The 22348-nt window shown below is 36.3% G+C and carries 20 protein-coding genes; 1 reads left to right on the top strand and 19 read right to left on the bottom strand.

The genetic code is table 11. The features are described from left to right. Nucleotides 1–291 precede the first annotated feature (291 nt). Nucleotides 292–1713, top strand: a complete 1422-nt coding sequence (locus tag OM33_RS05095; RefSeq protein ID WP_038639566.1) for a phosphomannomutase — start codon at nt 292–294, stop codon at nt 1711–1713. A 48-nt stretch (nt 1714–1761) separates the two neighbouring features. Here OM33_RS05095 and wecB read toward each other — a convergent pair whose 3' ends face one another. The 19 genes from wecB to OM33_RS05000 form a co-directional block, all read right to left on the bottom strand. Next, nucleotides 1762–2874 (bottom strand): non-hydrolyzing UDP-N-acetylglucosamine 2-epimerase, encoded by a 1113-nt coding sequence (gene wecB, locus OM33_RS05090; RefSeq protein ID WP_038639563.1) that lies wholly within the window; start codon nt 2872–2874, stop codon nt 1762–1764. A gap of 8 nt (nt 2875–2882) precedes the next feature. Next, nucleotides 2883–4121, bottom strand: a complete 1239-nt coding sequence (gene wecC, locus OM33_RS05085; protein ID WP_038639561.1) for a UDP-N-acetyl-D-mannosamine dehydrogenase — start codon at nt 4119–4121, stop codon at nt 2883–2885. A 109-nt stretch (nt 4122–4230) separates the two neighbouring features. Beyond that, nucleotides 4231–5940: a tetratricopeptide repeat protein gene (locus OM33_RS05080; protein WP_038639558.1), complete on the bottom strand. Its 1710-nt coding sequence runs from the start codon at nt 5938–5940 to the stop codon at nt 4231–4233. A 9-nt stretch (nt 5941–5949) separates the two neighbouring features. Continuing rightward, complete coding sequence (locus tag OM33_RS05075) at nt 5950–7815, bottom strand: polysaccharide biosynthesis protein (protein WP_052140899.1); 1866 nt, start codon at nt 7813–7815, stop codon at nt 5950–5952. Between the two features lie 117 nt (nt 7816–7932). Further along, nucleotides 7933–9111 (bottom strand): DegT/DnrJ/EryC1/StrS family aminotransferase, encoded by a 1179-nt coding sequence (locus OM33_RS05070; protein ID WP_038639553.1) that lies wholly within the window; start codon nt 9109–9111, stop codon nt 7933–7935. Further along, a complete protein-coding gene (locus OM33_RS05065) occupies nt 9104–9760 on the bottom strand; it encodes an HAD family hydrolase (protein ID WP_038639549.1) in 657 nt (218 codons plus the stop codon). Before OM33_RS05065 ends, OM33_RS05070 begins: the two co-directional genes overlap by 8 nt. Next, nucleotides 9747–10712 (bottom strand): ATP-grasp domain-containing protein, encoded by a 966-nt coding sequence (locus OM33_RS05060; protein ID WP_038639546.1) that lies wholly within the window; start codon nt 10710–10712, stop codon nt 9747–9749. Before OM33_RS05060 ends, OM33_RS05065 begins: the two co-directional genes overlap by 14 nt. Further along, the gene (locus tag OM33_RS05055) at nt 10702–11301 is read right to left on the bottom strand and encodes a sugar transferase (protein ID WP_038639543.1); all 600 of its coding nucleotides are present in this window, start codon (nt 11299–11301) and stop codon (nt 10702–10704) included. The genes OM33_RS05060 and OM33_RS05055 overlap by 11 nt, the downstream gene beginning before the upstream one ends. Next, nucleotides 11298–12515, bottom strand: coding sequence for a glycosyltransferase family 4 protein (locus tag OM33_RS05050; RefSeq protein WP_038639540.1), 1218 nt, complete (start codon nt 12513–12515; stop codon nt 11298–11300). Before OM33_RS05050 ends, OM33_RS05055 begins: the two co-directional genes overlap by 4 nt. 122 nt (nt 12516–12637) lie before the next feature. Next, a complete protein-coding gene (locus tag OM33_RS05045) occupies nt 12638–14191 on the bottom strand; it encodes a hypothetical protein (RefSeq protein ID WP_038639538.1) in 1554 nt (517 codons plus the stop codon). A 320-nt stretch (nt 14192–14511) separates the two neighbouring features. Further along, nucleotides 14512–16599, bottom strand: coding sequence for a secretin N-terminal domain-containing protein (locus OM33_RS05040; protein WP_038639535.1), 2088 nt, complete (start codon nt 16597–16599; stop codon nt 14512–14514). A gap of 15 nt (nt 16600–16614) precedes the next feature. After that, nucleotides 16615–17115 (bottom strand): hypothetical protein, encoded by a 501-nt coding sequence (locus OM33_RS05035; protein ID WP_038639532.1) that lies wholly within the window; start codon nt 17113–17115, stop codon nt 16615–16617. After that, nucleotides 17108–17644, bottom strand: coding sequence for a hypothetical protein (locus tag OM33_RS05030; RefSeq protein ID WP_199922506.1), 537 nt, complete (start codon nt 17642–17644; stop codon nt 17108–17110). The genes OM33_RS05035 and OM33_RS05030 overlap by 8 nt, the downstream gene beginning before the upstream one ends. A 1-nt stretch (nt 17645) precedes the next feature. Continuing rightward, a complete protein-coding gene (locus OM33_RS05025) occupies nt 17646–18788 on the bottom strand; it encodes a hypothetical protein (protein WP_038639527.1) in 1143 nt (380 codons plus the stop codon). After that, a complete protein-coding gene (locus tag OM33_RS05020; protein WP_038639524.1) occupies nt 18789–19682 on the bottom strand; it encodes a type II secretion system minor pseudopilin in 894 nt (297 codons plus the stop codon). Continuing rightward, nucleotides 19679–20386, bottom strand: coding sequence for a type II secretion system protein (locus tag OM33_RS05015; protein WP_038639520.1), 708 nt, complete (start codon nt 20384–20386; stop codon nt 19679–19681). The genes OM33_RS05020 and OM33_RS05015 overlap by 4 nt, the downstream gene beginning before the upstream one ends. Continuing rightward, complete coding sequence (locus OM33_RS05010; protein ID WP_038639517.1) at nt 20368–20778, bottom strand: prepilin-type N-terminal cleavage/methylation domain-containing protein; 411 nt, start codon at nt 20776–20778, stop codon at nt 20368–20370. Before OM33_RS05010 ends, OM33_RS05015 begins: the two co-directional genes overlap by 19 nt. Further along, complete coding sequence (locus OM33_RS05005; protein ID WP_038639514.1) at nt 20765–21163, bottom strand: prepilin-type N-terminal cleavage/methylation domain-containing protein; 399 nt, start codon at nt 21161–21163, stop codon at nt 20765–20767. The genes OM33_RS05010 and OM33_RS05005 overlap by 14 nt, the downstream gene beginning before the upstream one ends. Beyond that, entirely contained in the window at nt 21150–22346 is a 1197-nt protein-coding gene (locus OM33_RS05000) for a type II secretion system F family protein (RefSeq protein ID WP_052140898.1), read from the bottom strand. The genes OM33_RS05005 and OM33_RS05000 overlap by 14 nt, the downstream gene beginning before the upstream one ends. Between the last annotated feature and the right edge of the window lie 2 nt (nt 22347–22348).

Raw genomic sequence — 22348 nt, 5'->3', positions numbered from 1 at the left:
ATTAATCGAACACGAGTAAAGGTCTAAAAACAAAATTTACTTAGATTGCAAAGGTAGTGAGTTTTTAAGTTTACACTCTCACAACATAATCAATTATCAAAAAAAATACCTACAATACAAAATATTAATTAAAAATGCTGCCATAAAAGCTGTCAATAATGATTTCAATAAATGATTCACCTAAAACCAATTATAAATTGATGCATAATATAGAAATACAAAGTATTTTATGTACTTTCTATTATCGGGCTAAACAATTTAATGTGAAAAAGAGCATATAAAGGAAAAAGATTGGATACTCTATTTACTAAAAACATAATTCAAGCTAGTCAAATTAGCTTTGGTACATCTGGCGCCCGCGGTTTAGTAACAAACTTTACACCCGAGGTTTGTGCAGCATTTGCGATATCATTTGCTCTCGTTATGCAACAAGAAAAAACCGTAAAAAAAATGGCTTTAGCCATTGATAACCGCCCTAGTAGTTATCAAATGGCACAAGCTATTAGCGAAGGGCTTAAACAACTCAATATTGAAACGCAATTTTATGGCGTAATTCCTACACCTGCTTTAGCTTATTATGCGATGCAAAATGATATGCCATCTATCATGGTTACAGGTAGTCATATTCCATTTGATCGTAATGGTTTAAAGTTTTATCGACCTGAAGGCGAAATTACAAAAGCTGATGAAACCGGAATATTGGCAATAAATACACCTATACTACCGATTAAATCACTACCGGATCTGAAAGTTCTAACGAGTGCAAAAAAGGCTTATATTCTGAGAAATACAGCAGCATTTGAAGGTGACGTATTGACAGGTAAGCGAATTGGTATTTACGAACATTCAAGTGCCGGTCGAGACTTATATCGTTTAATTTTCGAAGCTTTAGGAGCTGAGGTTATTTCATTAGGGCGAAGTGATGAATTCGTTCCTATTGATACAGAAGCGGTCTCTAATGAAGATAAACAAAGAGCTAAAGCATGGGTTAATGACTTTAATCTTGACGCTCTTTTCTCCACTGACGGTGATGGTGATCGCCCATTACTATCAGATGAAAATGGAGAATGGTTACGCGGTGATATTTTAGGCCTTCTTTGCTCAAAGATATTAGGAATCGAAGCGATTTCGACACCTGTAAGTTGTAATACAGGCATCGAAAAGAGTGCGCTATTTAAACGTGTAGAGCGAACCAAAATTGGCTCACCGTATGTAATTGAGCAATTTGACAGTCTTGAAAAAGAGTTTTCTTCCGTAGCAGGTTTTGAAGCCAATGGCGGATATTTACTCGCGAGCAAGATTAAGTTTAACGGAAATACAATTCTTCCTCTGGCAACTCGGGACGCGATTCTACCTGCATTGATCGTTTTGAGCGAATTAAAGAGCAATAGTATATCAAAGCAAGTTGAAGGTTTACCAAAACGTTTCACTGCCAGTGATCGTATTAAAGGCATTGAAAGAGAGCAAAGTTTAAAGCTTATCCAAAATATTAGCGACTCTCCATCAAAATGGTTAAACCAATTGGACATAGTCGGTGAGCTTGTAGATATAAATCAAACTGACGGTTTTCGAATGACATTTGCTGATAATTCAATTATTCATTTAAGGCCATCTGGTAATGCCCCTGAATTACGTTGTTATGTAGAAACAGACTGTCAATTAGATTCTGAAAAATTAGTAAGTAAAACTTTAGAAGCTATAAAAGCATTATAAAATTAATAAGAGGCTGATTTGCGAAATCAGCCTCTTTCTGACAAAAAGTTAGCCAATAAGTCCCTCTATAATACGTTGACAGCCTTTACCATCTCCATAAGGGTTATGGGCAAAGCTCATTTCATTGTATGCACTTTCAGAATCAATCAACTCTGAAACTGAGTCAACGATTAGATTTACATCTGTGCCAACAAGCTTAACCGTGCCTGCTTCTACAGCTTCTGGACGCTCTGTGGTTTCCCGCATTACTAACACAGGCTTACCTAGCGAAGGCGCTTCTTCTTGAATACCGCCTGAGTCAGTTAAAATAATATGCGCATTATCCATAAGATAAACAAACGGTAAATATTCTTGCGGCTCAATTAACATAACATTTGTATGTTCTGCTAGTAGACGATTTACCGGCTCTTGTACATTCGGATTTAAATGCACTGGGTATACAAAGTTGTGTTCTGGATATTTATCCGCAAGCGTTGCTATTGCTTGGCAAATACGCTCAAATCCACCACCGAAACTTTCACGACGATGACCCGTGATCAAGATATAAGGTTTAGTGTTAAAAGCTGAGAACTTGGTATCAAATTCCGCTTTTATATCCTCATTAGTAAGCACATCATTTTTAATATGTAATAATGCATCAATTACTGTGTTACCTGTAACTACAATATTTTCAGGTTTAACATGTTCACGCAGTAAGTTATTTGCAGACCCTTGTGTTGGTGCAAAGTGTTTTTCTGCAATAATGCCGGTAATTGTGCGGTTTGCCTCTTCAGGCCAAGGGCTATACAAGTTACCTGTGCGTAAACCGGCTTCCACATGACCGACCTTTGTTTGTTGATAAAACGCAGCTAACGATGTTGCTAGCGTTGTTGTTGTATCACCATGAACCAATACCCAATCTGGTTTAAATTCAGCAATAACAGGTTTTAAACCAAGTAAAATCTTACTCGTAATATCAGTAAGGTCTTGCCCTGGCTTCATGATATTTAAATCATAATCAGGTGTAATTTTAAATAGCTCAAGTACTTGATCAAGCATTTCACGGTGTTGCGCTGTTACACACACTTTGCTTTCAATTTCTGATTCGTTTTCAAGTGCTTTAACTAATGGCGCCATTTTTATCGCTTCAGGGCGCGTGCCAAAGACTGTTAATACTTTCATCATAACTCTTACACAATACCACGACTATCAATAACCACTTTTGTGGCCCATTTCTCAGCATCAACGTTTTTAAACTCTGAGTGATCAACTAAGATAGCCATTACCTTTGCCTCTTCAAAAGCTTGCTCTACTGAAACAAGCTTTGCATTAGACCCTTCAAATACATTAGGTAAAGCGTCAATATTAGGCTCTACTACAAGCACCTCAAGACCTTCATGTTTTGCTAACTTAACGGCAATATCAAGCGCTGGGCTTTCACGTAAATCATCAATATCAGCCTTAAACGCCAAGCCAAAACATGCAACTACAGGGCGTTTAAATTCATCTGCTTCTTTAATAATTTGGTTAAAAACGTATTCAGGTTTAGCATCGTTTACTAAACGCGCCTGCTTGATTAGCTTTGCTTCATCTGGCGCAGAGCTGACAATAAACCAAGGATCAACAGCAATACAGTGGCCACCCACACCTGGGCCTGGATTCAAAATATTTACACGAGGGTGACGATTAGCAAGTTTAATTAACTCCCACACATTGATATCTAACTTGTCACAAATAAGCGAAAGCTCGTTTGCAAATGCAATATTGACATCACGGAATGAGTTTTCAGTTAGTTTTGCCATTTCAGCAGTCCGAGCATTAGTGATTAAACACTCACCTTTAACGAATGTTTTATATAGCGCTACAGCTTTTTCTGAACAGGCAGGTGACATACCACCAATTACACGATCATTCTCAACGAGCTCGCGAAGTACATGGCCCGGTAAAACACGCTCAGGGCAATGAGCAATATTAATATCAGAAGTACTAGCGTTTTGCTGAGGGAAAGACAAATCAGGGCGCGCTTCAGCAAGCCATTTGGCCATTTCTTCGGTTGCACCAACAGGTGACGTCGACTCAAGAATAACTAAGTTACCCTTTTCTAATACTGGCGCAATGGTTCTTGCCGCCGACTGTATATAAGAAAGATCCGCTTTATAATCATCTTTAAAAGGCGTTGGTACTGCCACCATAAATGCATCGGCTTTTTCAGCAGTTAGAGTGGCTTTTAAATTACCGCTATTTACAACAGAACGTACAACAATATCTAAGTCAGGTTCTACAATATGAACATTACCTTCGTTAATTGTTTTAACAGCATGCTCGCTCACATCTAAACCAATCACTTTTAAACCACGCGAAGCAATGACTGCTGCAGTTGGTAAACCAATATAACCTAAACCAACCACCGATATTGTTTTGAATTCCATCTAATTTACCTTAATAAACTTTTAAGGCCGTAATAATACGTTAATCTGAGCAGAACGTCCTCTTGAAACCTAAAAAATATAGCGAAAATTATGACAAAATTTGTTAAGTTCAATACGGTTTCAATTGATTTGAAAGCCTTATTGCAGCCGCCTCAGATGGCGATAGAGCTAACGCTTTATTAACTAATTGCCTCGCATCTTTGTAACGTCCTTCTCGCGCATAAGAACGGCCTAATTCAACATAACTCTTTACATTCTGGGGGTTGTTGTTAATCGAAGCTATTAAAAATTTCTCAGCTTCGCTTGGATTACCTAATCGCATAAACGCCACACCAAAATTGAGCAAGATATTAGAACGAGTGTGCCTGTCTTTTATTTTTGGCAGGTAAAGCTGATAGATGCGCCCAGCTTCACGAATGTTATTTGTATCTATGTAAATCGCAATCACATTACTTAATAACTCCGGACTTATTGCTTCATTTTCAATAGACAGTTCAAATGCTTTTAAATACATTTCGGCAGCAGAGACTTTACTATCTTTGGAAATATAATATGTTGCTAAATTAGTATATAAACGACTACTACTAGGAAACATAGCAATTTCATTTTTATAGAATGCTTCTTTATCTTGCCATAAAGAAGCGCGCTGAAATGTTCCCACAGTTAATAATGTTAAAAGAATAAAACTCAAAAACATGATCGTTTGCGGTGCAACCCTATAATAAAGATTGAATCTTAATATGAGCAAGTAAACCGCATAAACTGATAGAGCATATATGGCAACACTAGGCAAATATATCCTGTGCTCAAAAGCTAAGTCACGAATAGGAATAATTGATGATTCAACTGACATGCTTATGTAAAAAAAAGCTACAAAAAATGTAACGAATGAGTGTCTTTTACGAATATACAAAGCGAACAAAATCACACAGCAGTGTGCCAATGCTGAAACACTCGTAACTAATGTAGAGAAGCTGTCAATTGTGTATGGATATTCTAATCTTAACTGCCATGGCACTATAGCTTTACTTACATAAATCCAGATAATCACAAATTGCTGTTTTAAATATGCCAAACGTGACAAATCTTGCGTTTCTCTTGTCGCTTTATCAAGAGAAGTTAATAAATTTGGTTCAAATAATAAGCATGTAAATATAAGCAAACTAACACTAAAAAGTATTAGCCACCATATCTTGGTTTTGATTTTTCTTATTAAAAAAAGCTCACATGCAACCAAAACAAATGGAATGGTCACTGTGTTTTGTTTAGAGAATAACGCCAAGCAAAAACACAATAAAAACAGAGATAGATAAAGGAGCTTTCGACTGTTAGCTAATCTGAAACGCAAGTAAAACAAAACGCTTAAGATATAAAAAAGCGCTGCAAATAATGCAGCCCTTTGCACAATATAAATAACAGCTTGGCTATTTATAGGATGCAACGCATATAATGCTGACACTATTAAACTGAAATATACAAGACCTTTATCACTAGATTCAAAATTTATGGAACGAGTAACTTGATAAATTAAAAAGTATACAGAGATGCTCGTAAGAACGTGAGTTAAGATGTTTGTGATATGGAACCCAAACACCTCTAAACCACTTACAAGATAATTTAACTTAAATGAAAGATAAGTAATGAAGCGAAAACCATATACTTCTAAAATACTTATCAATTCACCATTTTGGATGATTAAGTTTTGGGAAATTGACTCAAAATCATCTAAATAAAATGGCGCGGCAAGTGCAGGATAATAAGCTATAAAAACAAGGATAGCTATTAATGCTAACAAGAATCCATTTTGATTTTTTGTCACAGCTTTTCCCTAAGATACGAGTGTTAAATCAGTTTTTTTATTTTTTATTGACCATACCAAATCACAAATACCATCCGTTGGCGTGAAGCCGGTAGGGGCTTCAAGTAAAATATCTCTGATAGCTTGTTGATCATATTCATGAGTAGCTACATCTAAGCGGTCTATCAATACCTTTAGCTCGGACCAATCAAGAAAGACCTCTAGCGCAGACATAATTTGTTGATGCTCTGTGCCTAAAACATTCTCACCTATGAGCAATTCTTCATATAATTTTTCACCTGGCCTTAAACCTGTGCATACAATTTCAATGGTTTTATCCCCAGTATTATTATCATCACGAACTTCCATTCCTGACAAATGGACCATTTTAGTTGCTAAGTCTTTAATTTTTACAGGCTGTCCCATATCTAAAACAAAAACATCTCCGCCCTTAGCCATAGAGCCAGCTTGAATAACGAGCTGTGCAGCTTCAGGTATAGTCATAAAAAAGCGAGTAATCTCAGGGTGTGTCAATGTGATTGGCCCTCCCTGTTTTATTTGACGTTTAAACAGCGGGACTACAGAACCAGAGGAACCCAAAACATTACCAAATCTAACCATACTAAAACAGGTTTCGCTTTGTTCGTTTTGTAGCGCTTGCAAAGTTAATTCTGCCATCCGTTTACTTGCACCCATAACGTTTGTTGGCCTAACAGCCTTGTCTGTAGAAACCAATATAAAATTTGATACTTTTGTTTCAATTGCTGCTTGAGCTGCAAACAAGGTACCAAAAATATTATTGCGTACGCCTTCTGCGACATTATTTTCAACAAGTGGCATGTGCTTATAGGCTGCTGCATGATACACCGTATCTACACTAAAAGTACGCATAATAGTTACTAACCTTTTTTTATGCTGAATAGAACCAAGCAATGGAATAATTTCAACACTTAAAGCATTATTAACAGCCAACTCTTTTAATTCTTTATCTATCGAATATAAAGCATATTCGGTTAATTCAAACAGCACTATTTTTTGGGGAGATAGCTTTAAGATCTGACGGCATAATTCTGAGCCAATTGACCCACCAGCGCCTGTGACCATGACAACTTTATTGCTGATATTTGTCCGCATAAGTTCATGGTTAGGTGTAACAGATTGGCGCCCAAGGAGGTCTTCTACATCAATATCCTTTAATTCAAACCCAGTGTGGCTCCTATCTATTATTTCTGTTAAAGGAGGGACTGTCTTAACTTCAACAGGGAATGATTCAAGTTTATCTAAAATTTTCTTTTTCTGCTTTGCTACAACACTCGGCATGGCCAGTAGAATTTTAGAAACCTCCTCGTCTTTAATTAGCTTTTCAATACTATCTGAAGAGTAAACTTTGACACCCACTACATTAGTACCAATTTTACTTAAATCGTCATCAACTAAGGCAATAACTTTATATTCATCTCCATTTTCTAAGTACTTAACTAATTGGCATCCTGCAGAACCCGCCCCGTAAACAATAACAATTTCCTTAACCGTTAAATGCAAACGGCTAAATACAGCTCTAGAAATTACCCTTATCCCCCCCGTGAAAGCCAAGCATAAAGCCAAATAAATAAGTACCGAAATATGTTCAATATTATATGACAAGATAGTTGCAAGGGAGATATAAATGGCTGCAGACAAAACACATCCTAAAGAAACAGCCCAAACTGTTTCAGTACTTGCATATCTCAGTACAGCACGGTAGAGGCCTAATTTAACAAAAACAAGCGCACTACTAGCCCAAAGTAATACAAAGAAAAAGATTGATGAATTCTGTAAAACAAGCAAGCTGTCGTTTACATAATAGAGAGACAAAATGAAAGAAATGTAGAATGATACTGAATCCAGTATCAACATAAAAAATCGCTTTATGTTTCGAGGTAATTTACTCGCTTCGTTCCACACTAAACTTAAATTCCTATATTTTACAAACTACGCAGCAGTATACGAAAAACATCATAGTTATTAAAGTTATTAACTGTTACTCGCAGTATCTAGCACACTTTTTATTGTACTTGCCATCATTTCGACTTCGGATCTTTCTAATGTTGGGTGTACCAAAAACATTAAACTAATTTCACCTAATAATTTAGCGTTTGGTAACCTACGTTTTGGTTTAAATTTGGTATTATCAAATGCTTTTTCTAAATAAACTTCCGAGCAACTTCCCTGAAAGCATGGCACACCAAGCTTATTTATTTCTTCAACAATCCGATCTCGACTCCAGCCCGGCTTTAGCTGCTCCTGCACTACATAACAGTAATGTTTATATGCAGCATGGGAAAGGTGATTTGCTACCTCAACTCGCCTGATACAGGCAACGTCTGAAACAGCTTCATCTATTATTTGCGCATTTTCAAGTCGCTTCGATGTCCAACCCGGCATCTCATGTAACTGAATACGGCCAATAACAGCTTGCATTTCTGTCATACGCCAATTTGTTCCAAATGATTCGTGTAGCCACCTGAAACCTGGCGGGTGAGATTTATTATATACGGCGTCAAAGCTTTTGCCATGGTCTTTATAGCTCCACATTTTCGACCATAAATCAGAGTCATTGGTCGTGACCATTCCTCCTTCTCCACCAGTAGTCATAATTTTATCTTGGCAGAATGACCAAGCACCAATATGCCCTATAGAACCTACCGAACGTCCCTTATACTTTGCTCCATGCGCCTGCGCACAATCCTCAATAACAAATATATTATGCTCTTGAGCTAAAGCCATGATTTCATCCATTTCTGCTGGCATACCCGCTAAATGAACAACAATAATGGCTTTTGTTCTTTCAGTGATAACCGCTTTAATTGTCTCTGCTGTAATATTCTGAGAATTTAGATCTACATCAGCAAAAATAGGTGTAGCCCCAACAGAAACGATACTTGAAGCTGACGCTAAAAATGTTCTTGGTGTTGTAATAACCTCATCATCGTCGCTTATACCGAGTGCAATTAAAGCTAAATCTAATGCTAATGTGCCATTAGCTACGGCAACAGCATGCTCAACACCAACCCACTGTGCAAACTCTTTTTCGAATTGACGGCCTTCAGTACCAGTCCAATAATTAACTTTATTTGATAGTAGAACGTTCGCTACAGCTTCTGCTTCTTTTTTTGAAAAACTAGGCCAAGGAGAAAATTTTGAATTAATCATTTTTTAAAAGCTCTTGTAAGTCGTTAACCCATATTTTTGGCATAAATTCAGGCTCAATTGAAATAGATTGGGAGTGTATGTTTTGACCATTATCTCGAACACCAATGCTAGTCCACCCTAAACGATTTGGTGTCACAAAATCTTTCTTAACATTATCGCCAACATAAATAAATTTTTTGGCTTTAGCATGCTTGCACATAATTGCGCTGAATCTTTTCTCTCCAGGCTTAACTTCCCCCCACTCCTCAGATACATAACTATCTAAATGCTCGAGCCCGAGAGCAGAAATTTTACTTCGTTGAGAAACAGAACGACCATCAGTTAAAATTGATATTCCATGTACTAATGGTTCTAGATTTAACATAAATGCTTTCGTTTGAGACGATAATTTAATATTTGGATAATGAAGGCGATAAAGCCATAATAAAGATTGCTTCGATGATTCTGGCAATGAAAGTTGAACGCAAATTTCTTCAAGTACATCTTTTCCAGAGGCTAGCAACTCTTGAAAATCGAGTGATAAATTTGACTTATACAATGAGTTTACAGTTTTGACTACATGCTTGAATCCTGACAAACGATAGTCAGCCTCTTTATATAAGGTATCATCTAAGTCAAAAACCCAATGTACGTGTTTATTTATAAGCACGCGATATCACCTTTGCATCATAACGCAACATTAAAAGTTCTGATTCCCAATTATCATAAAACTCAACCTCTTCTTTGAGAATATACTCTTGAACCAGCCAACAAGCATATGTCCCATTAGCAGCATCTGTTAGAGGATATCCACCACCAAACCTTGGGTTTATCTCGAGCCCTTTAACTGATTTAGTCTCTTCATTTACGAAAACTTGAACCGTGATACATCCTAATGCATCTTTCAAACCTGTTAAACGCTCAAGCAGATAGTCATAAACAAAATTCTTCTTGGTAATTCCTTTACTAACCTCACCACCTCTCACTTCCAATCGTTTTCGCGGTACTAAACACTTCAATTTACCTGATTTATCAAAATAAACGTCTACGGTATATTCTGAATATGATTTAGGAATCAATTCCATAAACATATTTTTGGGGTCATTAAGAAGCTCAGTGGTTAACTCTTCTTTTGAGTTCAAAGCCATTGCACCAATGCTACAACTTCCATCATAAGGCTTCACAAAACATGGGAATTTTAAGTTGTGCTTGTCCAGTATTTCAGGCTGCGATACAGCTAATTGTTCAAATAATGCAACAGTCTGTCGTTTATCTCTACACTGCGAGATTAATGATGTATTAGAAATAATTACATTTGTCCCAATTTCCAAAAATCGTTCTCTCGCATTAGACAAAACTAATAACTCTGTATCAATCGTTGGTATTAACAATTTAATACTGTATTGGCGACAAATATCCAGCAACGTATCTATGTAGTTTTTATCTGTAGCTTTTGGCACTGAAAAATAGCCGTCAGCAATCTGGCATGCACTAGAAAGTTCCGGACACATATCTGAGCAAAAAACTTTTCCTGCGACAGAAAGATCTCTTAAACTCTTTTGAAATGATTCGACTAATTCAACTCGTCTTCCAGCAGAAGAAATTAAAATATTATTCGTCATCTTTAGTCCCTTCAAATTTGGGCATTGTTACATGCTCTTCAGAGCTTATACCTTCTCTCACAAATACCTTTTTAATCGTTAAGAATAAAATTTTTATATCCAACCAAAAATTTTGATTTTCTACATACCATACATCAAGCTCAAATTTTTCCTCCCAACTAATTGCATTGCGACCATTAACCTGCGCCCAACCTGTAATGCCAGGTCTCACATTGTGTCTTTTAGCTTGTTTTTCACTATAAAGAGGTAGGTACTCTGGTAACAAAGGGCGAGGCCCAACCAAGCTCATTTTACCCAACAAAACACAAAACAAACCTGGTAATTCGTCTAGACTAGTTGATCTTAAAATTCTTCCAAAAGAGGTAAGCCTATCAGCATCACGAAGCGGCTTTCCATGAGTATCAGTCACATCTAACATACTGCGAAATTTGTACATGCTAAACAACTCACCATTTAGACCAGGTCTTTGCTGTCTAAATAGAACTGGTCTACCTAGCTTAGTAGCAACTAGTAAAGCTGTTACAATAATAATTGGACTTAATACTAGTAATGCAAATAAAGAAACAACGATATCGAAAACACGCTTCATTTTTTATCCATTTTTTCAAGCACTGTTACAAATTCCCTAGCTAATTGATTACGGTCAAATTTATTCTTTGCTAACCTAATCGCATTTGATGCCATTTTATCGATATTATCATTGTCTCGTAATGATATTAATGCATCAGCAAAAGCATCAGGGTCGTCTGGACGAATTGCTATACCGCATTCAAACTCTGTTATTAAATCAGCGACCCAACCAGGATAGTTATTTACAACAGGTAGGCCCGCTGATAAGTAGTCAAAAAACTTGTTTGGCGACGTTCCATAATAAAAAGCTGGAATGTTTTCTAAAGTTTGCAATCCGCAGTCAGCACGAGACATTAATTGTGCAAGCTTAGCTTTTTCGACAGGCTCAAGAAATACGATATTATCAAGCTGCAATTCCTTTGCATTAGAAACCAATTGAGCTTTTAATTTCCCATGGCCAATTAAAACAAGTTTAATGTTTTTTATTTCTCGATTCTTTAAAACCTTAGCGGCCTTCAACACATTGTGTAAACCATTAGCGATCCCATGTGTTCCGGTAAAAACTGCAACAAAGTCTCTATCTTCTATACCTTCAGGCTGCCATACATCATCACTACACTGAAAAATTTCTAAGTCGCACCCGTTCGGTATTAGAGTAACACTGTCTTCTTTCGGTTTATGTTTCAAAATACCGCGCCTAATTCCAGGTGACAATGCTATACATTGATCTGAAGATTTATACGCAGACCATTCTAATACTTTCATCAAAGCCAATATAAATGGGTTTGTAATTACTCCCATTGCTTTTGGTAATTCAGGCCAAAGGTCACGAACTTCAAATACAAATGGTTTACGTCTAAATAGTTTTGCAATAATACCTGGAACTGCGGCTGTTAGTGGAGTAGATGTTGCAAACAGTACATCATATTTTTCAGTGAAGATTAATTTTGAACTTTGTAATGCATATTTAAAAAATACTTTAGCACGTGCAATAAAGGACATTTCATTGGAATAATCTAAAGCAAACTCAATAATATTAATCCCTTTATATACCCCTCTTCTCACTCCATCAGTAAACTCATTCGTTAAACCAGTTTTACTCTGTCCATAAGATCCACAAACCATAGTCACTTCGTGACCAGACTCAATCAATTTTTGTGCCATTTGATACGAGCGGATCCCTGCGGCACCTTGTGGTGTTGAAAAGTGTTGATGAAAATATAAAACCCGCATTTGATAACTCCCTTAATTGAACCGCGCATTTTACACCAACTCAGTATCTTAAAGGAACTTATTTGAATATAAAAAAAAGCACCCTAAGGTGCTTTTTTAATGGTTTAGAAAACTAATTTAAATTAGTTTCTCCATTTACGATCTAGGTTACCGTCTTGGTAGTAAACGTCAAGAGTAGTACGACCATCTGGACCTTTAGTCATGCCAGAAACCTGTACTTTATCTTCTTTAGCAGTTACTACGAAAGTTAATGTAACTTTAGCATTTGCGTTCACAGTTGCGCCAGCAGCTTCTAGAGCTGTTTGGATTTCAGCGTGACCAATAGTACGTACAGTTTCACCAGCTACTGAGCCAAGCTTAACTGCTTTGTAAGTCATACCTTCAATTACTACGTCAACTTCAACATCAGCTGCATCGCCAGATTCGTTAGCAATTTCAACCCAAGAGAAGAAACCAGAAGTTGATGGGTTAAGCGTGAATGAAGCAACTTTAGAAGTTGAACCATTGATACCTACGTTGTAAAGGTCAGCACCTTCGATAGAAACGCTTGCTAAACCATCGTTTGAACCGCCATCAGTGAAGTTAATCACAGCTTTAGCTGAAACAGTGTGTGGAGCTAGAGTGTCAGTACCAGTTGTACCATCAACATCATATACTAATTCAGTAGTACCTGAAGCGAAACCACCTGTAGACGTGTAAGTACGTAGCTCTGGAGAGTCAGTTACAGTGCTTAGTGCGCCACCGTTAAATGTAGGAGCATCTTCAGCAGTCCACTCTGATGTATCAGTGAAAGTATAAACTACTGTATCAGTCGCATCAAAAGTGATGAAATCATCAAGAGAAGCAGAGTTTGAAATGATGTAAGTAGCAGATGAAAGAGTACCAGTAACATCATTAGCTACTGCTTCTTCACCGTCAGCTGTAGGAACAGTTGTTTGTTCTACATATGTCTTACGATCTTGTGCAACATCGATCTTAGCTGTTAAATCAGTAAGAGACGCAGGATCTAGACCAAACTGGTTAGAGAATTCAAGAACACAAGTGTTACCAACTGTTGCACCTGGAAGTGAATCGCCTACAACGTCAGTTGCAGTAACTTCAACACATGCTGAGCTAGTCCAAGTACCACCTGGAGCTGTTAATGTAAGGTCACCTAAGTCACTGTTTACACCTGGAGAAGTACCTGTCGTACCAGCTTCAACTAGAGCTAGGATAGAGCCCGCAGGAATACCAGTTGCACCAGCATTTGCAATACGAACCTTAACTTCAGCAACACCATTTGTAGTATCTACTGCTGAAATACGAACACCGTATACAGAACCTTCAGAACCAGCAATTGTTGTACCAGTACCATCAGCTAAAACTAATTCAAAATCTGCGCCTTTTAAAAGAGCTGTTGAACCAAAGTTGAAAGTGATTTTATCACCATCGTTTAAGTCGATGTCAGTTTTGTATACTAGAGCAGCATTGTTTTCACCGATAGTGCCGTTATCTTCAAACTGATAATCACCAGAAAGAGCAGCTAGTTTCTCAGAAGAAACTTCCCAAGAAGGGTAATCAGCAGCATTTTTAACTTCTACATATGGACCTGTTGTAGGAGCTGTTGCTAGCGCTGCACCTGATACCATTGCACCAGCAATAGCACTTGCTAGGATAGATTTTTTTCCTAGTTTCATTTTTATATCTCCGTTTAAATATATATATATTTTTACTGTGGTTTCCCACATTTGATAACAAGGATAACACCATTGCTAACTTTGTTACCATACGTTACCCCAAAACATCAGATGATGGCGTGCACTACCAACGACTATGGGGCAACCATCCTTCCATCAAAAAGATAGAGTTCTGACCAGACAAAAGGTTAGCTATAATAAAAGTAAATAGCAACTAATTTTTAGTAAATTCACTTACTAAGCTATTATTCCAACCCTCTGGGATTATCTTTAGTTAATATAGTATTTGTAATCCACGCGTTTTATAACATTATCTTAACTTACTGTACAGACAAAAACTCGAACTCATCATTAAATAGCCCTTTTAATTCAGCTATATCGCCTTCTTGGTATAGTACTTTTGGCGTAATTAAAATTACAAGTTCGGTGCGAACCTTTGAATCTGAGCCTTTCACAAACAAATTACCCAAGATAGGAATATCTCCTAAAAATGGCACTTTAGATTCATTATTACTATTATTTTCACTAATTAATCCACCAAGAACGATTGTTTGGCCACTTTTCGCAGATACAAAAGTTTTAATCGAACGGTTTAAAATAATTGGTGAATTAATACCTGGTATTTTATCTTCACCAGCTTCGGAAACCTCTTGAGAGACCTCTAAAGACACTAACCCCTGAGCATTAATATTAGGTGTAACATTTAAAATTACACCTGTATTACGGTATTGAATTTGCTGCTGAATATTATCTGGGTTTTCTATAGAGTTTGTTTGACCAACAACAATTGGAATTTCGGACCCTACATTTATGTTGGCAGACTCACCATCACGAACAACTAATCGTGGACTGGATAATATTTCTACTTGATTGTCTGTTTCTAACATACTAATCGCAACATTATAATTCGCACCTGAAAGCGCCCAAGCGATACCGGCTGGATTACTTCCTAATCCAGCCGTGCCCAAAGAATAGTTACCGTTTTCAACAAACCATTCAACTCCATGTTTAAATTCTTCCGTTAATGTTACCTCTACAATTCTGGTTTCCAGTAGTACTTGCAAAGGAGGTCTATCTAACTGTTTAATTATAGGGAGAAGTGCTTGGTAACGAGCTGGCTCAGTATAAAAAATTAACGCATTCCGTTTATCATCAGCCACTACCGCCATATCATTTACAATTGTAGAGCTAACCTCTTGCTGTTTAGAACGTTGATTGGAATTATTAGATGAGCCAGAAGCACGACTATTTCTAGCCTGATTTCGCTGTGATGCAGACTGAAATTGTGTACCTCCAGACAAATTAGAGCTATTACTATTAATCCCTTTCACACTGGCCTCTGCACTTATCAATTGACCAATTGCTTCACTTAACTCGGTTGCTCTAGTGTATTGCGGAAAATACGAAAGGTAGCTTTTCTCAGCCGCTGCTTCAGGGATATCTAATTTATCAGCCCAATACTTGATTCTCTCTACAATCGTCTTTTCAGAACTATGAATAATAACAGCCTTTAACCTATCCATTAAAGCAATGTTATATAGTTTAGTATTTCCTGCACCTTCTCCACTAAATCCTTCCGTAGTTAATATTTCAGAAACCGTTTTTTTAAATTCTTCCGGGCTCAAATATGTTAGCTTTCTCATGGCTATGTGGCGGCCATTAGCTGCTGGCACATCAAGTAATCGTATAATCCCCATAGCACGGGCAACTTCAGTTGGAACACCATGTAAGATTACTGCATTAGCTCGGTTGTAGGCACGTGAATTAGCAGACGTCAAATCCATCAAAATCGTCTGTAAATCACGTCCATTAACAAATTTTAGTGGTACAATCTGATAAACTTTTTCACCACCCGCAGGAATATCAGATACATCTCTTCCCAACCCAATAGCATAATCTTTCTTTACCGCCTGTTTATCGAGATGAAATAAATAAAAGAGCCCATCGTTATATTTAATTGCTATATTTCGATCTGCTAGAGTTTGCTTTACTACATCAAAGACTTGCTGCTGACTTACTTTCTCATTGAGATTGAGCGTTACATTAGTTTGCTTTGACTCATCTTTGTTATAGAGGTAGTTGGTATTTAACAAGCTAGAAAATGCGTAATTCACAAATTCACTAATTGGCATGTTTTTAGCTGCAAAATTTAAATTAGCTTGCTTCGAAAATTGTGGATAACTTTGACTGCTTGCAACAGCTGAAATATCAGATTGAATTGATTCTAAGCTCTGATACTGTTCCATTTTTGGAACTTCTTTATTTAATGTATTTAGGTCTATAGCTTGAGGAGAACTCGCACCACCTTCAAATACAGACTTTTGTACACTCATTTCGTTAGGCGTTGACATACAAGCCGAAAGTGCAAAAACACTTGCCAACAGGCTAACATCTCTATGGTTAAACATTTTATTCCTCATAAATTAGCGCACAAAATCAAATAATTTCAACGAAACTTTTTTATTGCCACTTTCTAGAACAAGTTCGTTATTGGAAATATTACTAACAGCAAACTCATCAATTTTATCTTGCAGGTTCAAAGTATTTATCATGCTATAACTCGTTTTTTTATTCTCAACTTTCACAACTGCCTGCCACTTATTTTTGTTATAGCTTGTCGAAAACAAAGTCACTATAAAGTCACCAACACGTTTACTATCCGATCTATTCTGTGCTTGTTTTTGAATTGGTTTAGGTTTGTTTTTGTTACCACTTTCCTGTTTCTTTTTTGGCATTTGTACTATTGGTAAGAGCGGTTCAATTTTATATTTCCGTTCGCCTTTAATTGATATCACACTTTCAACTTCATTAACTTTTGCAACTTTTTCATCTATCTCTAGTTGCCTGTTTAAAGATAATAAATCGGAGACAATATAAAAAAACAAACCACAAAAAACAGTGATTACAATATAATATTTATTCACTTGGCTTCCTTCTAGACCAGCCTGAAACCGTCACTGATACCTGTAAGTACATCGCATTTCGCGATAAATTAAACTGTTCTACTCTTAAAAGTTTCTCTTGTTTTTCTAATTGAGATAGGAAAGACTCAACTTTCTCCCGGTTTTCTGTGAAAACTATTTGAAAGCTCGCCTTATTTAATAAGCCGTCATCAGTAGAACCTCTTGAAACAGAGCGCTTTATCGAAATACCATGCGCTTTCGCTAAGGATTCGACATAACTTCGAACCGCTAAGCTCAGTGAATCCGTATCTGTTTCATCAAATAATAACGCTCTCACCTTATCTTCTTTGGCTTTAATCCCTATTAATTTTGACTTTATCTGTTCATGCAATTCAATAACTTTACTTGGATCCCTGTAACTTTGTTTTGTATGCATTAAATCGCTAACAGTCTCTTCTTTCCAAGCATGCCACGGTATCACTATAAATTTTAAAAAGACCAGTGTAATAATCACCAAACCAGCAAGTTTTAATTTTTCGTGTTGATTCATGTCAGATAACATCGTTGACCTCAGAATCTCTTACTTTAAACTCAACCGTAAAGCGCTCAAAATTGCCGTTTACTTTACGAACATCATTTTGCAATTTCGCATTTGCAACTTCAGCCTGACTTTTTAATGTAGCGATATATTCAGATGCAGATAAGGCTTCTAAAACCACAATAATTTTATCTTGAGTAATACTCATTCTCCTGAAATTAACATTCTCGCCTTGAATTGTTTTAGACAGTACACTCACAATATAATTAATATCTGGATAACGATTAAATTCATTAATTTGTTGATTCAACAATACAACTTGATTTGCGACATCCTGATACTCAACTAACAACTCTCCAATTTCAGTACGACTTGTTGCTAGTTTTTCTTCAGCACTTGAAAGTTGCAAGTTTAATAATGCACTCAATACAACAGCATAGATAATCCATGAAGCAATTACTCCCCCTAACAGCTTGTAAAAAAATGCAATTGAAAGCTGACTTCCTTCATTCGCACGCTTTTTAGAAACATAAAACCCAGGTAAAGAGTTTAATGTTAAACGCTTGATATTTTTTTTAATCAGCTCCGTAAAGTTAGGCTCATACACTTCTTTTATTTCAGAACCAAATGGAGCTCCGAGAGAAAAAGCGTATTGAGCGTCACTAGTCAAGCTCATAGAAGACTGTATCGAATTTAGGCTAGTATTATTTGCTAACACGTAATAGCTATCTTGAGCCCTGTTTATCTTAAACAACTCGTGTTCAGCATTTTGATTCAATGTAAATAGAACAAACTCAGGAATACAAAAAAGGTGATTGTCACCCAATTTCTTTTCGAATGTCCAAAATACAACTCTAACCTGACCATTCGATTCTGGAAATTTATAATAAACGACGTTCATTACCGATAGATCAAACGTTGTTTCTTTGTATAGTTTGATTGCTTGCACTAACTCTTTTGAGCTTGTAATAGGAAATGATTTTACTTTTTCTTTAACTTCATTACGCGTTAATAAGCGAATACTAAAGACATTTAATAATCGTGACTTTTTTTGTGAAAATCTTTCACCTGTCAAATTGATTAAACCATCATCTCTTGATACGTAAATCAAGCTTTCAAAAACGCTTTGACATTTTTTAATTATTTTTTGAATCATTTAATCTTCTATTCTAAATACTTGAACAGGCATTAACTGAGTACTTCGGCGATTGATTACAAAAGAATGCATTCTAGTGCCGGACTCAGTAGAGTATCTTATTTTAACCCTCAATATGGGGCTGAATGATAACCTAATGCTTTCTGTTTCCGCAAATTGAGTGATTTGTAAAAACGAGTTGCGATTTAAATTGCCCGCATTTCTTAAACCCAATAAAGCCGTAACGATGTCTTCATTGAACATTCCACGTAACACACTTTCATTTGCAGAAAGTAAATTTAAATAGTTTACGCCGTAAGATGTTAAATTTGGACGAATTTTCTCATACAACACATTGTCCATTCCGCAAATATATTGCAGTTCAGAAACCGATTCAAAAGGCGCATTCCGTGGAAAGTTGTCCAACCCTAAAGTTTTATAATAAAAACTTTCTTCACCACTCAACCGTTTTAAGTCATCAGCATCCACCCAGTCAAGAGCACAATCTAGAATGCGAGTTACGCGTCCTCTATCAATCCCCAACCCAGAAAGCATAAAGCCAAAATGTTCACTATTGAATGGAGTGACAGATAAGCGACCAGCCTCATCGCTAAAATGAACCTCTACCTTATCGGTCAACTTTTGCCATTGATGATTGTTTTGCCATCTAACTGGCTGCAACCCTAAAGCTTGTTTTTCACTATTACTCACTTGGGATACGTGCTGATCTGATAACAAATAAATTAACTTGCTTTCAAGCGAAAGGAACTCCAAAGAGTAATCTGAATAATTTTTTAATGTTTGTGCGCTTGCTGTAAGCACCTTAGTTTGAAATATAATGCTTAGTACAAGTGTAATCAGAAGCAATGAGGTGATTAACATAGATATAAGAGCTACACCTTTATCTCTTTTCATATATTATTAACCTCAAAAGAACCTAGGTTTATATTATATTTCATATGCTCAAATGAGATTGGGCCTTGTATTAATCTCGAGTCACGCCCCTGATTTTTAATATTAAATGCTATATATATAGGTAATTGGCTTTCAATTTCTGCATCAAAATTTTCAAATTCGAGAGGGTGTTCTGTATTCCTACCACCTAACAGTTCCGAAATTGATGCACTTGCGTAATATGAAAAGTTAATGCTATCTGCTGTGAGCAGGTATTCTTTGCGATGAGGTAATAACAACTCAGCTTTTAGAGGGAAGTTAATATTTGGATTAGTATCAATATTATACTCTCTATAGATTAATACTTGACGGCCACTATCAGAATCAGTCTCGACACTCAATTCTGCGAGTAGTAGTTGATCTAGCTCATAAAAAGACGTATTTGAAACAAATCTCAGTTTATTAGGAAGCCCCTTAAAATAAGGCCTTTGCACCCCTTTCTTTTGTACTGAATATAACGTCATACCTGAAAAAACTTTTTCTAAGTTTATGAGATCTATAGACTCAAAATTGTCTGCACTTAACCTAGTTGATAACTTTTCAAAGTTATCAATGTACATGGTGTAAGCATATCCCGCTAAACTAAAAGTCATAGAAAGAATTACCAATGAAATCAATACTTCTATAAGAGTAAAACCTTTACTTTTCATGTAAATGCCACCCATACAGAAACCTTTTCAATCCTCGTTTTATCTTCACTCGATATTTTTAATTCAATATCAACCAAGGCCAGTTCAAATGCCGACACATTATTAAACTGAAGACTATTAGATCCCGACATTTTTTTCGTAGCCTTTTTTAATACCTTATACTGAACATCAAAGTCTGCGAATTGAAATGAGCCACCTTCCTGACCTTTTTTCTTTATTAATTCAAACTTAGTTTGATTAACAATATAGGGCATAGATCCAGATAACTTATCATAAAATTCAGCACGCTCTAGTTGTTGAATAGACGATTGATATGAAATAGAAGAGGTCGCAATGACCATAAACAAAATTAAAGCTGCGATTAGCACTTCAATTAAAGTTAGTCCTTGCTGGTTAATCTGTCGCACTTAAGCTCCTTGGAAATGCAACCTGGGTATCATTAACGACTAGATAAGTACTCTTTGTAAATCCACGCTTGTTATAAAAAAATTGAGTCTCTTCAAATTCTATATAATTAAACTTATATGAGATAGCTTCGCTCGGTAGCATTGCATTTTTGAGTGTAATTCGATTGTTCAATACATTACCGTCTAGTCCTTGCCATTCAATAGATTTTTTTGCTGCGTAGATAAGAACAGTATTTAATTGTTTTATCTCCTGACTCTTTTTTTGTTTTTCATATGTGTTGAGTAAATTAGGAGCAACAAGTGCTGATACGAGTATAATAATCACCAGAACAATTAGTATCTCAATTAATGTAAAACCTACTTGCTTTACTTTAAAGCCCAACATCTTGAACACTTATAATACTCATTAACATGACAACAACTATCGACCCTACGATTAAGCCCATTATCATTATCAACAGCGGTTCCAAAAGAGATGTAAACTTGTTCACTGCTTGCTCAAATTCAGTCCTTGTACGGCTTGTAATTTCCTTGAATACAGAAACTAAATCACCACTCTCTTCACCAACCTCTAACAAACCTAACTGCACATCATCTAATATGTGTGTATTCTCCAAAGAATTCACTAATGAACCTCCAGATTTAACTTTTACTAAAGAAGCATATAGCTTTTTCTGGTTACTCGAAAAAGACATGCTGTTGACTGATAACTCTAGAGCTCGCTCAAGTAGCACTCCATTTTCTAAGCACAATTCCATAGAACCACTAAACTTCAAACTTTCCACTTGAGCCGAAAAACGTTTGATAGCAGGTGCAGTCAACATAAACGTTTCGATAAAGCGATTGACCGACTCATTTTGTTTCGCCATTGAAATCAAAATAAAAACGAATAAAGGCACACCTATAATAAGTAAAAACTGATACTGCAAAACAAAACTAGTAACTGAAAGTAATATTTCTGTATACACAGGTAGCTCTTTCGCATCTTCAAACATCACACTCATCCTAGGTATGATAAAGTTAAAAATAAATAAAATAGCGAAAAAACAAAATCCCAATATCATCATTGGGTAAGCTGTAGCTTGTTTAACTTTCTTAGCTAGCTCGGCTCTAAACTTTAAATCATTTGCTAACCCTTGCATTACTATCGACAAATTACCACTTTCTTCTCCAACGCGAATCAAATTGATGTACAGCGCATCAAATTGTTTTGTATCTTCCAAAGCTAATGAAAGTAATTTACCATTTTTAACATCAGCTAAGATCGTATCTACCAAGTGAATTACATTGGGCTTATTGGCTGTTTTTTTTAGTAAATTCAGAGCCTTATCAATCTTCAGCTTATTTTTCAGTAGCATTGACAATTGATTCGTAAAAAACTCTAACTCATCTGTGGAAAGCCTTTTACTTCGTTTGTTTGATACATTTGATTCAGAGAATGGTTTAATCTTTACTACAGTTATTTGATCATTTGCCAGAACCGTAATTGCTTGCTTTTTATCTTCTGCATCTACGGTACCTTTAACTTTTCCGCCTGAGCCACCGTAGCCTATGTATTCGAATTTCACAA

It is taken from the genome of Pseudoalteromonas piratica (genome assembly GCF_000788395.1).
In the GTDB taxonomy this organism is placed as follows: Bacteria; Pseudomonadota; Gammaproteobacteria; order Enterobacterales; family Alteromonadaceae; genus Pseudoalteromonas; species Pseudoalteromonas piratica.
This window is presented reverse-complemented; position numbering and strand designations above follow the sequence as displayed.